The organism is Arthrobacter sp. Br18 (genome assembly GCF_000520555.1).
In the GTDB taxonomy this organism is placed as follows: Bacteria; Actinomycetota; Actinomycetes; order Actinomycetales; family Micrococcaceae; genus Arthrobacter_D.
In genome coordinates this window covers 44182-56408 of sequence record NZ_KI914851.1, presented here as the reverse complement: position 1 = coordinate 56408, position 12227 = coordinate 44182, and the positions used below count along the sequence as shown (strand labels likewise).

The 12227-nt window shown below is 67.2% G+C and carries 10 protein-coding genes and 1 pseudogene; 5 read left to right on the top strand and 6 right to left on the bottom strand.

What is annotated here, in order from left to right; translation table 11 throughout:
* A pseudogene (locus Y704_RS19190) lies at positions 1-898 on the top strand (polyketide antibiotic transporter); the annotation flags it as partial.
* Positions 899-967: 69 nt separating this feature from the next.
* Here Y704_RS19190 and Y704_RS0105395 read toward each other — a convergent pair.
* Positions 968-1537 (bottom strand): RBBP9/YdeN family alpha/beta hydrolase, encoded by a 570-nt coding sequence (locus Y704_RS0105395; protein ID WP_026549356.1) that lies wholly within the window; start codon positions 1535-1537, stop codon positions 968-970.
* A complete protein-coding gene (locus tag Y704_RS19185) occupies positions 1534-2862 on the bottom strand; it encodes a uracil-xanthine permease family protein (RefSeq protein ID WP_035771694.1) in 1329 nt (442 codons plus the stop codon). The genes Y704_RS0105395 and Y704_RS19185 overlap by 4 nt, the downstream gene beginning before the upstream one ends.
* A gap of 107 nt (positions 2863-2969) precedes the next feature.
* Here Y704_RS19185 and Y704_RS0105385 point away from each other — a divergent pair, with 107 nt between their 5' ends.
* Positions 2970-3782 (top strand): SDR family NAD(P)-dependent oxidoreductase, encoded by an 813-nt coding sequence (locus Y704_RS0105385; RefSeq protein ID WP_275451054.1) that lies wholly within the window; start codon positions 2970-2972, stop codon positions 3780-3782.
* Complete coding sequence (locus tag Y704_RS0105380; RefSeq protein WP_051476719.1) at positions 3779-5167, top strand: aldehyde dehydrogenase family protein; 1389 nt, start codon at positions 3779-3781, stop codon at positions 5165-5167. Before Y704_RS0105385 ends, Y704_RS0105380 begins: the two co-directional genes overlap by 4 nt.
* A 39-nt stretch (positions 5168-5206) precedes the next feature.
* On the opposite strand, the gene pgm is transcribed toward Y704_RS0105380, so the two are convergent.
* A complete protein-coding gene (pgm, locus tag Y704_RS0105375; protein WP_026549353.1) occupies positions 5207-6841 on the bottom strand; it encodes a phosphoglucomutase (alpha-D-glucose-1,6-bisphosphate-dependent) in 1635 nt (544 codons plus the stop codon).
* A gap of 144 nt (positions 6842-6985) precedes the next feature.
* Between pgm and Y704_RS22645 the strand changes: the two genes are divergently transcribed.
* Together Y704_RS22645 and Y704_RS23905 are read left to right on the top strand one after the other, a co-directional pair.
* A complete protein-coding gene (locus tag Y704_RS22645) occupies positions 6986-7525 on the top strand; it encodes a DUF4190 domain-containing protein (RefSeq protein WP_051476718.1) in 540 nt (179 codons plus the stop codon).
* 82 nt (positions 7526-7607) lie between these two features.
* The gene (locus tag Y704_RS23905) at positions 7608-7775 is read left to right on the top strand and encodes a hypothetical protein (RefSeq protein ID WP_155850219.1); all 168 of its coding nucleotides are present in this window, start codon (positions 7608-7610) and stop codon (positions 7773-7775) included.
* 23 nt (positions 7776-7798) lie between these two features.
* Here the strand turns inward: Y704_RS23905 and Y704_RS0105360 are convergent, their stop codons facing one another.
* The 3 genes from Y704_RS0105360 to Y704_RS19175 all read right to left on the bottom strand — a co-directional run.
* Positions 7799-9319, bottom strand: a complete 1521-nt coding sequence (locus Y704_RS0105360) for a long-chain-fatty-acid--CoA ligase (protein WP_026549352.1) — start codon at positions 9317-9319, stop codon at positions 7799-7801.
* A gap of 103 nt (positions 9320-9422) precedes the next feature.
* A complete protein-coding gene (locus Y704_RS0105355; RefSeq protein ID WP_026549351.1) occupies positions 9423-10889 on the bottom strand; it encodes a peptide MFS transporter in 1467 nt (488 codons plus the stop codon).
* Between the two features lie 116 nt (positions 10890-11005).
* Positions 11006-12227: amidase (locus Y704_RS19175; RefSeq protein ID WP_035771692.1), on the bottom strand; the 1222-nt coding region annotated here is incomplete at its 5' end.

The following is a 12227-nucleotide window of genomic DNA, read 5'->3' as shown; positions in this document are numbered from 1 at the left end:
CGACCCCCTGCCGCTCCTGGTCCTGGCAGCGGCCGCGCTGCTGCTGGCAGGATCAGCGGTGCTGGTCAGGAGACGGAGGGATCTCGGCGCCGGCGTGCTGAGCCAGCGCAGCGGGAAGGATCGGGCCGGCGCCGGAGGGAGCTCGATCCTGGGACTGGCCTGGCGTCTTCAACGCGCCACGCTGGCCGGCTGGTGCCTCGGCGCCGCAACTCTCGGCGCGGTGGCAGGTGGCCTTGCTCCTGTGGTCAGGGACGCATTGACCGGCAATCCGCCCCTTCAGGAGTTGATCGGCCGCCTCGTACCGGGCAGCCAGTCGAACGTGATCGACATCTTCGTGACCGCCCTGCTGGGCATGGCCGGTGTCCTTGCTGCCGCCGCCGGAATCCAGGCGGTGCTCCGGCTACGGACCGAAGAGGTGGAGGGCCGGGCGGAACTGCTCCTCGCGGTTCCGCTGTCCCGCACGCCATGGCTGGCCACGAACCTGGCGATAGCCGCTGCGTCGGTGGTGGCAGTGACGTCCGCCGCCGGTATTGCGACGGCTATCGGACTGCGATTCTCCGCGTCAGGAACGGATGGGGTGGCTCTGATCGCCGCCGCCCTGGCGCACGCCCCGGCCGCAGCCGTTTTTCCGATGGTGACCTCACTCGTCTTCGCCACCGTGCCGAGGCTGAGCAGTGGGCTGGGCTGGGGATTTCTCATCGCGGGGTTGATCCTGGGCCAGTTCGGGGAGCTCCTCGGCCTTCCGGTGTGGGCGCAGGAGATCAGCCCCTTCCGTCACTCTTCCGCCATGCCCGTTGAACCCTTCGACCCCGGGGGAGCCCTGGTTCTGTGCCTTGTGGCCCTTGCCGGGGCCGGGCTCGCCGCCTATCTGGTGCGGCGGCGGGACCTCGCGGCGTAACGGGCGGAGGCGCCGGCCGTCCGATGCACCGCTGCCGCCCGGCGGCGGTGCCGAACCTGCCGGATTCGGTCAGGGGCGATCCAGGAGTGCGGCTATCCTTCTTTCCAGTTCGGGGAACTCCCTGAAACCGTCGTCCGCGAGGAAATGACCGGCGTCGTGCATTTCCACCAACGGCGCCGACAGGCGTTCCGCGAGGGAACGCGTCAGGACGGTAGGCACCACGGAGTCGTTGTCGGAGGCGAACACCGTCCGGTGGGTGATGCGCCGCGCCAGCGCGGGAACGTCGACCGGGACGGCGGTGAAGGGATCGAGCAGCGGCAGTTCCGGCACACGCTCCCCGAACCCTGCGATCAGGAAGATGCCATACAGGGACCATGCGCCGTCCAGGGTGTCGAGGTAGCGCAGGGCCGCGATGCAGCCGAGGCTGTGGCCGACGAGGATCGTCGAGCCATCCGGGTTGCCGACCGCGGCCCGGATACTCTCCAGCCAGGGCCCCGGCATCGGCTCCTGCGGCGTCGGCAGGCTCAGCACCTCGACCGTGGCACCGCCCTGCACCAGGGCTTCCGCAAGCCAGGGGAACCAGTGGTCGCCCGGAGCCGCCTGGTAGCCGGGGATGACGACGACACGCACGGGCTTCATCCGAGCTTGGATGGACGGCTGCCATGGTCGGTCGACTCGTGCTCACCGGGTGCTGCGACGTGTTCGCTGCCTCGCGCGCGGGCGATCGCCGTCATGCCGTGGAAGATCAGCAGCGCCGCACCGGTGCCGAGGGCGATGCCGGCGAAGGTGAGGTCGCCGATGATCCATGTGAAGTCGGCGATGCCGATGACGAGTGCCACCCCGGCGGTGGAAAGGTTGATCGGATTGGAGAAGTTGACCGAGTTCTGGACCCAGATCCGGACGCCCAGGATGCCGATCATTCCGTAGAGCACCACGCCGGCGCCGCCGAGGACGCCCGGGGGTACGGTGGCGATCAGCGCGCCGAACTTCGGGAACAGGCTCAGGAGGATCGCGACGATTCCCGCAACCCAGTAGGCGGCGGTCGAGTAGACGCGCGAGGCCGCCATGACACCGATATTCTCGGCATAGGTGGTGGTGCCCGAGCCTCCGCCGGCGCCCGCGATCATGGTGGCAAGGCCGTCGGCCATCAGGGCTCGGCCCGTGAGCGGGTCGAGGTCGCGGTTGGTCATCGCCGCCACTGATTTCACGTGGCCGATGTTCTCGGCCACCAGCACGAGGACCACCGGAAGAAACAATCCGACAACGGAGAGGTGGAACTCCGGGGTGGCGAATTCCGGCAGGCCGATCCAGGCGGCGTCATCGATGACGGCGAAATCCACCTCACCCTGCAGTACCGCGACAAGATAGCCCACCAGGACGCCGACGAGGATGGACAACCGCCCGAGGATCCCCCGGAACAGGACGGTCACCAGCAGGATGGTGACTACCGTGACCACCGCCGTCACGGGCCCCTGCTCAAAGCTCGCCTTCGCCGTCGGCGCCAGGTTCAGCCCGATCAGGGCCACGATCGAACCCGTCACCACCGGGGGCATCACCACCTGGATCCAGTGTGATCCCGCCCTGTGAACCACGGCGCCGATCAGGGCGAGGGCCGCTCCCGCCATGAGAATGCCGCCCAGGGCCCCGGCTGCACCGTGCTGGCTCTGGGCGGCGGCGATGGGCGCGATGAAGGCGAAGCTCGAGCCGAGGTAGCTCGGGATCCGGCCGGCCGTGATGACCAGGAACAGCAGCGTGCCGATTCCCGAAAACAGCAGGGTGGTGGACGGCGGGAACCCGGTGATCAGCGGCACGAGGAACGTGGCTCCGAACATGGCGACCACGTGCTGGGCTCCGATGCCGATGGTGCGGGGCCAGCTGAGCCGCTCGTTCGGGGCCACGAAGCCGGAGGCGGTCACGTTCCTGCCATCGCCGTGAACGGTCCAGTTGGTTCCGAATGCGTTCATGGCTGTGCCTTCCAACGGGGTTCGATGATCCCCAGAATTCTATCGGTCGCACTTGTCCGGGATGTTACGGTGCTTCCACGGCTACGGGGGGAAAAGTGGAGTTTACTGTGCGGGGACGCACCGTCCTGGTGACGGGTGCGGGGATGGGGATGGGGGTGCTGTACGCCGAGCGTGCCGTGCAGGAGAAGGCTGGCGTCGTGGTGCTGTGGGACGTCAACGCAGAGGCGCTCGAAGCGGCGGTGGCACGGCTCAGCGGCAGGGGTTCGGCAATCCACAGCTACACCGTCGACGTCGCTTCCCTCGAGCAGGTTCGCGCGGCAGCGCAGGCGGTGATGCACGACGTCGGCGTCCCCGCCGTCCTGATCAACAATGCCGGCATCGTGCGGGGGAAGAACTTCTGGGAGCATGACCAGGACGCGGATATCGGCCTCACCATGAGCATCAACGCGCTGGCTCCGATGCACATCACGCGCGAATTCCTCCCCGCCCTGATGGCGCAGGGCGGGCCCGGCCGGGTCCTCAACGTGGCCTCTGCATCAGGAACACTGGCCGTGCCGCGGATGAGTGTCTACGCTGCGTCCAAGTGGGCTGTGATCGGCTGGAGCGATTCGCTGCGGCTTGAGCTCGCGGCGGCCGGCCACCGGAACATCCGGGTCACGACACTGATTCCGAGTTACATCCGAACCGGGATGTTCGAGGGGGCCCGCGGGCCCTTGCTGACTCCCCTTCTGGAGCCCGGGTACGTGGTGGACAGGGCCTGGGGTGCTCTGATGGCAGGCCGAGCGAGGCTCCAGCTGCCCTGGACGGTCGCCCTGGGAAGCGCGTTGAAGGGGTTGCTTCCCCAACCCGCCTGGGACGTCGTGGCTGGACGCCTCGGGGTGTACCGGTCGATGGAACACTTCACGGGCCGACGGCCATGACGGCTTCCGGACCGGCAACAATCGAGATTACCGCCGTTCGCCGCCTGCGGGAATGCTTCGCCAGCGGGAGGACGCGGCCGCTGCCCTGGCGGCGCGAGCAGTTGCACGCGCTCGTCCAGATGCTCGGGGAGCGGAAGGAAGAACTCCTTGAGGCGCTGCGGGCCGACCTTGGAAAGAGCCCCACCGAGGCTTTCCTCTCAGAGCTCGCAACAGTGCGGGCGGAGGCGGAGTTCGCCCTGAAACACCTGTCGAAGTGGACGGCACCCGTTCAAGTGGATGTTCCTGCCGCACTGCTGCCTGCCCGGGCCTGGACGGAGGCCCGGCCCCTCGGCGTCGTCCTCATTCTCGGCCCCTGGAACTACCCGCTGCAGTTGCTGCTCGCTCCGCTGGTCGGCGCACTCGCCGCAGGAAACGCCGCCGTCCTCAAGCCGAGCGAACTTGCGCCCGCCACCTCGGCAGTGCTTGCGCGGCTGGTGCCGCAGTACCTCGACGGCGACGCCGTCGCAGTGCTCCCGGGCGGAGTCCGGACCAGCACCGTGCTTCTCGGACTGCAGTTCGACTCCATCTTCTACACCGGCGGGGAACGCGTGGGGCGCATTGTCCTGAGGGCAGCAGCGAAACACCTGACGCCGGTCACACTCGAGCTGGGAGGGAAGTCACCCGCCGTCGTGCTGGGCGGGAACCTCGAGACCGCGGCGCGCCGCATCGCCTACGGCAAGTTCATGAACGCGGGGCAGACCTGTGTGGCACCCGATTACCTCCTCACGACGCCGGCACTGGCGCCAAAGCTCCAAGCGGCGCTGGCAAGGGCGGTGACGAGCTTCTACGGGAAGGATCCCTCGGCCAGTCCCGACTACGGCCGGATTGTCAGCGAGCAGCATTTCGACCGGCTAGTGGGTTTCCTGGGAGACGGCAGCGTGGTGTCCGGTGGGCGCCATGATCGGTCATCGCGCTACCTCGAACCGACCGTCCTCGCCGGAGTGGCAGCGGATTCGCCGGTGATGCAGGAGGAGATTTTCGGTCCACTGCTCCCGGTCCTTGAGGTGGCGGACCTGCCCGAGGCCCTGGCCTTCATCGCTGCCCGCCCGCATCCACTTGCCGCCTACCTGTTCAGCAGCAGTCCTGCCGAACGGTCGGTCTTCGAGGAGGGTGTGCAGGCCGGCGGCATCGCCCACAACGCGTGCACCATCCACCTCGCGGTTCCCGGGCTGCCTTTCGGCGGAGTGGGAGCGAGCGGCACGGGCAGCTACCACGGCAAGCGGTCCTTCGACACGTTCAGTCAGCAGCGGCCGGTGTTCTCGAAAAACCCCGGGCCCGACACCCTGCGGCTCGCGTATCCGCCGTACGGGCGGATCAAGCGCAGGCTCCTCCGCCGGCTCCTGTAACCGCCGGCTCCTGCAGCAGTCGGCTCCTGCAACCGGGGGTCAGCCGCCGATGACGTTGTCGACCAGCAACTTCGCCTCCGCCTGCACCTGCGCCAGATGGGTTTCCCCCAGGAAGGACTCGGCGTAGATCTTGTAAACGTCCTCGGTGCCTGACGGCCGCGCAGCGAACCACGCATTCTCCGTGGTGACCTTTAATCCGCCGACGGGCGCGCCATTGCCGGGGGCTTCGGTGAGGCGGGCAGTGATGTCCTCGCCGGCCAGGGTCGTGGCCGTGACGTCCGACGGCGAGAGCTTCCCGAGGGCGGCTTTCTGCTCCCGGGTGGCGGCTGCGTCGATCCGCGCGTACACGGGCGCACCGAACCGCTCGGTGAGCCCCGTGTAGTGTTGTGACGGCGTCCTGCCCGTGACTGCGGTGATTTCCGAGGCAAGCAGCGCCAGGAGGATGCCGTCCTTGTCGGTGCTCCACGGCGAGGCGTCGTGTCGGAGGAAGGACGCCCCTGCCGATTCCTCACCTCCGAAGGCCAGTTCGCCCGAGAGGAGGCCCGGGACGAACCATTTGAAACCGACAGGAACCTCCTGCAGCACCCGGCCGAGGTCCGTTGCGACGCGGTCGATGATCGAGGACGAGACGAGGGTCTTCCCGATGACGGCGTCATCGCGCCACAGGGGACGGTTGCGGTAGAGGTAGTCGATCGCCACTGCGAGGTAGGCGTTCGGGTTCATGAGCCCGGCGTCGGGGGTCACGATGCCGTGGCGGTCGGCGTCGGCGTCATTGCCCGTGGCGATGTCGTACTCCGACGCGCGGGCGATCAGGGAGGCCATCGCCGAGGGCGACGAGCAGTCCATGCGGATCTTTTCGTCCCAGTCCAGGGTCATGAAGGCCCATTGGGGGTCGACGGCAGGGTTGACCACCGTGAGGTTCAGGTTGTGGCGTTCGCCGATCGCCCCCCAGTAATCGACCGAGGCTCCGCCCATGGGGTCGGCGCCGATGTGCAGACCGGATTCCCGGATGGCCCCGAGGTTTAGGACGTTCGGCAGATCATCGACGTAGTGCTGGAGGAAGTCATACGTGCCGATGCCCTCGGCCTGCTGGGCTTCGGCGATCGGTACGCGCTTCACGCCGCGCAATCCGTCCTCGAGGAGCTCGTTGGCCCGTGCCGCAATCCAGTTGGTGGCATCGGAGTCCGCGGGGCCGCCGTGGGGAGGGTTGTACTTGAAGCCGCCGTCGCCCGGTGGATTGTGGGAGGGGGTGATGACAATCCCATCAGCCTGGTCGGTGCGGCTCGAGTTGTAGGCGAGGATCGCGTGCGAGACGGCGGGTGTCGGCGTGAACGCCCCCCGGGCGTCGATCCGCACCGTCACCCGGTTCGCCGCGAGGACCTCCAGGGCCGTGTTCTGTGCCGGCTCGGACAACGCGTGCGTGTCCTTCCCCATGAACAGGGGGCCGGTGATGCCCTGCCCGGCCCGGTACTCGACGATTGCCTGGGTGATGGCTGCGATGTGGACCTCGTTGAACGAGGCCTTGAGCGACGACCCCCGGTGGCCGGAGGTGCCGAACGCAACACGCTGCGCCGGATTCTCCAGATCCGGTACGACGTCGAAATACGCGTCGAGGAGTGCTGTTACGTCGATGAGGTCGCTGGGTAGGGCGACGGTGCCCGCTCGGTTAGCCATGGCCCCAGCATGTCAAAGAACCAGCGGAAATACACCAGTTGCCGTGAGTCGGCGCAGGATACTCAGTAGGATGAGGTCCAGGAGAACAACGCTCGTCCCCAGGGCAGTCCCATAGTTAGCAGTTCCACAGTTAAAGATGCAGACATGGCCGACGACGGCCCGCAGGAACGCCCACCCTTCAATGATCCCAAGGACCCTCGCTGGTACTCGGATTCCACCAGGGCCTCGTCGGGGTACCCCGGGGGATCACCGCCGTCCCCGGGTGGCGATCCGGTGCAGGGACCGCCCACCGGAGGGCCGCCCTACGGAACGCCCGCCCAGGGTTCGCCGCCGGGCAGCATGGGTGACGGCGGCGGCCAGTACGGGAGCGGCCAGTACAGCGGCGATTACGGGAGCGGCCCGGACGGCGGCGGCGATTACGGGAGCTATCAGGCGCCGGGGCAGAAGGGGCTGAGCATCGCCGCCCTGGCCCTCGGCATCGCAGCAATCTTCACGGGCGGGTTCCTGGTGATTCCGCAGATCCTCGCGGTGGTCTTCGGCCACCTTGCCCTGAAGCGGGAGCCGAGCGGAAAGGCGTTGGCGCTGACGGGCCTGATCATCGGTTACGTCATGGTGGCGTTGACGGTGCTGGTTGTGGTGTCGTTCGTTGCGCTCATCGCCTTCAGTACCTCTACTTCAGGTTGATATTCGAGCTTGATGTCCGCCCGATCCTAAGTAAGCTGAGTATCGGTACCCGGACAGGGCGCCCCAGGAGAAAGGCACCGCTGTGAGTGAAAACCCGACCAATGCCAGTGGAAATCCCGACGACAACGACAACGACGCCGGCGCCGACGCCGCTGGCAAGCCCGAAGAGCAGGACGCCGGCGGCTACGGCGGGCCGGGCCCCGAAGCCGAGGTGGCCCCCGGCTTCGAGGCCGACAACGACGACAAGTAGGCCAGCGCGCAGCCGGTCAGGTCCTACACCTTGATTTCGCGCTTGAGGATCTTTCCGGTCGGACCCTTCGGAAGCTGATCCACGAGGACGACCCGGCGGGGGTACTTGTAGGCGGCGAGGCGTTCCTTGGCGAATCCGAGGATCTCCTCGCTGAGTACCCGCCGGGCGTCGTCGTCAGCAGGCGCATGCTCGGCTTTCACGCCCACCACCGCGACCACTTCCTCCCCATGCAACTCATCGGCGGCCCCCACTACCGCGGCTTCCGCGACAGCGGGGTGCTCGTAAAGAACCTCCTCGACCTCGCGCGGGTACACGTTGTAGCCACCGCGCAGGATGACGTCCTTCTTCCGATCCACAATGAAGATGGCACCGTCCTCGTCGAAGCGCGCCAGGTCACCCGTCCGGAACCAGCCGTCGGGGATGGCGGCATCGGTCGCCTCCCTGTTGTTCCAGTAACCCTTCATGACGCAGTGCCCCCGGACCGCGAGTTCGCCCACGTCGCCCGCGGGAACGTCGGCCCCATCGGTGTCGACCATGCGCACCTCGACGCCGTCCACGGGCGTACCGATTGAGCCGGGCTTACGGACGCTCCCTACCCGGTTGAAGCTGACGATCGGCGAGGTCTCGGACAGTCCGTAGCCTTCCAGCAGATCAGCCTCGAAGACGCGCTCGAACTCGTGCAGCACTTCCACCGGCAGGGCTGAGCCCCCTGAGACCGCCACGCGAAGCGACGCGAGCTTCGTATCCTTGACCGCGGGGTGGCGGAGCATCGCGATGTACATGGTGGGAACGCCCTCGAAGACCGTGACGCCGTCGCGTTCGATGATCTCAAGCGCCTTGCCCGGCTCGAACCGGGGCAGCAGGGTCACCGTGGCCCCGGTGAGCACTGCTGCATTGAGCGCGCAGGTCTGGCCGAAGATGTGGAAGAACGGCAGCCCTCCGAAGAGGACTTCGCCCACCTTGATGCCCATCAGGTCCCGGGAGACCTCGGTGTTGCGCCGGAGGTTGTCGTGGCTGAGGTCAGCACCCTTGGGCCGCCCCGTGGTCCCCGAGGTGTACAGCAGGACGGCGGTATCCGAACCGCCCACCTCCACCACGCCCGGTGTCGGTTCCGCACCCGCCACCCGCTGCATGAAGGCTGCGCTGTCGACGGGGATGACGTCCACCACCACGCCGCTCCCGGCCGCATCGTCTGCACCGGTCCGGGCCTCCGGCAGGATGCCCTCCCACGCGAAGACCAGTTTCGCCCCTGAATCAGCGAGGTGGTAGGCAATCTCGCGGCCTTTCAGGAGGGGATTCAGGGGCACGACCACCGCTCCATGGCGGAGCACCCCGTAATAGATGAATGCCATCTGGGGAATGTTCGGCATGATGAGCGCGACGCGATCGCCACGCTTCACTCCCATCTCCATGAGCATCGTGACGACCTTCTGGCTCAGTACCTCCATGGCACCGAAGGTGACTTCGACGTCGTCAAGCTTGATGGCCACCGCGGACGGGTGGGCGGACGCCGTAGCCACAAGGTTGGAGGCGAGATTGGGCACAGGATCTCCTTTGATCGGCACTGCCGGGCATGTTACTGGTCAGTCCGAGTTTGTGGGATCCGCCCTCGTAGCGCAAGGGCGGGTCCCGTACCCGGGCCCGGGCCTAGCGGACCCCGCTCATCAGCCGCCGGATCGCCGGCGTAGCGGCCACAAGAGCTACGCCCAGCACGATTGCCGTGATGCCGCTGAACGAGAAGTACGGTACCTCACTGTCAGGGCTGTAATACCCGGCGAGGATTCCCGACACCGTCGTTCCCAGGGAGATCGAGAGGAAGAAGAGCGCCACCGTCTGGGTGCGGAACGCTTCCGGTGCGAGTTTCGTCGCCACGGAGAGGCCGATCGGCGACAGGAACAGTTCGGCCCAGGTGAAGAGGAGCAGTATCCCTGCCAGCGCAGCGAGGGGTGTGCTGTTGGCCCCACCGCCGGAGAACGGGATGAAGGCCAGGAAGGCGATTCCCATGAGAACCAGGCCGAGGCCGAACTTCACCGGCGAGGAAGGCTGGCGGCTGCCGAGCCTGGTCCAGACCGCCGCGAAGACGCCGGCGAACAGGATGATGAAGATGGGGTTGATCGACTGGACCATTCCCGGCGGCATCTCCCACCCGAAGATCATGCGGTCCAGCCGGGATTCCGAGTAGAGGGCAACCACGGTGAACTGCTGTTGGAACAGCGACCAGAATGCGGCGCTGGCCAAGAACAGCGGAATGAAGGAGTACACCCGGCGGCGCTCTACCGGTGACACTTTTCTGCTCGAGAGAATTACTGCGAAATAGGCGATGCTGGCGGCGATGGCGGCATACGCCATGACGTTCGCGAGGTTGCCCGCGTTCAGGAGGCCCGTCCCGACCGCGAGGATCACTGCCGCGAGGCCGGCGCCGCCGATGAGTGCCCAGCGGGGAAACTGTGCACGGGGAAGCGGGTTCTCCACCGTGTGGGCATCGTCGGGAAGGTTCTTCCGTGTCAGCGAGTACTGCACGAGGCCGATAGCCATGCCTACTGCTGCAAGGCCGAACCCCACGTGGAAGCCATACGACGCCCACACCAGGTTCGTCAGGAGCGGACCAAGCAGCGCCCCCACGTTGATTCCCATGTAGAAGATGGAGAACCCGGCGTCGCGGCGTTCGTCACCGGGAGCATAGAGCGTGCCGACCAGTGATGAGGCGTTGGCCTTGAGACCGCCCGATCCGACACCGACGAGCACCAGGCCGGCAGTGAGGCCGGCCACTCCGGGCAGTGCGGCCAGGGCGATATGCCCGAACATGATGAGGACTGCGGAGTAGAAGAGCACTTTCTCCGACCCGAGGAGCCGGTCCGCTATCCACGCACCGAGAATCGTCGAGAGGTACACCCCGCCGCCGTAGGCTCCCACGAGGCCTGCCGCTGTGGCCTCATCGAACCCGAGGCCGCCGTCCTGCACGGTGTAGATCATGTAGTACAGCAGCAGTGCCTGCATGCCGTAGAAGGAAAACCGCTCCCACAGTTCCACGCTGAACAGGTTTGCGAGCATTCGGGGATGCCCGAAGAAACTCCTGGAAGTGCCGGCTGTCGGCTGGTTGCGCACAGTGCTCATTCATTCCATGGTGCCACCGGTTTTCCCAACAGCAAATTTCAGGGAAGTGCCTCCAATTGGGCGCATACCGCCGGAATTCAGGGAAGTGCCTCCAATTGGGCGCATACCGCCGGAATTCAGGGAAGTGCCTCCAATTGGGCGCATACCGCCAGGAGCTGAGCCTCCTCGCTGGGACGGGCGATGAGTTGCACCCCCATGGACAGCCCTTCCGGTGTGGCCAGGGTGGGAAACGTGATGGCGGGCAGGCCGCAGACATTCACCATCGAGGTGTAGGGGGTGTACCTGCACTGGCGCTCATAGTCGGTGTCGGCGTCGGAATCCGTGTACCACCCCACGGGCCGCGGGGCCATGCCGAGAGCCGGGGTGAGGATCATGTCATACGCGGCGTACTGCCGGATGGTGTCGTGTTCGAACTGGCGCAGGATGTCGATGGCGGTCGCGAGCTCGGGTGCGCTGCGCCGCTGCGCACGCTGCCTGAACACGCGGGTGAGGTCCGTCAGCAGTTCCTCACGGTCCGCGGGGATGGGCGCCGTCGCGAGCGCGGCGGTCCAGACGGGCTGGAACGCGGAGAAGTAGCGCGGGTCGTAGGACAGCGGGGCGTCGACCAGGTCATGGCCGGCGTCCTGGAGCCGGCGGATTCCGCTGTCCAGTGCCTGAAGGCTCACGGGCTCGGGGTGGACGTCGAGCGCCGCCGCGAACGGCGACACGGTGCTGACGCCGATCCGGAGGCGCCCTTCGGCGCGCAGCGCGGCGTCGAGGAACGTCCGTCCGCTCCGGGATGCGGCGGAGGTGGCGCGATAGTTCGGGGCGCGCACCATGGCGTCGAGGAGGAGAGCCGCATCCGCGGCTGTTCGGGCAAGGGGTCCGGCTACCCCGAACTGCCCGAGGTCGGCCTGCCCCGATCCGGCCGGGACCCTCCCGCGGTTCGGTTTCAGTCCCACGATGCCGGTCGCCGCAGCGGGGATCCGCACCGATCCACCGCCGTCCGTTCCCGGGGCGAAGGGCAGCATCCACGCGGCGACGGCGGCAGCGCTGCCGCCCGACGACCCCCCGGCACTGAGGGAAGGGTCGAGCGGATTGCGTGCCGGCGGTGCGATGAGGTTCTCGCTGTGGCAGCTCAGCCCGAACTCGGGCACCTGGGTCTTGCCGAGGCTGATGCTGCCGGCAGCCCGGAGGACTGCGGCGAGGGGGGAGTCGTCCGCTGCGACTGCGTGGTCAAGGGCGGCGGTACCCAGGGTGGTTTTCACCCCCGCGACGTCGATGAGGTCCTTGTGGGCCAGAGGCACGCCGTGCAGCATCGGCAGGGGCGCACCCGTTGCGCGCAGCGCATCGGCGGCG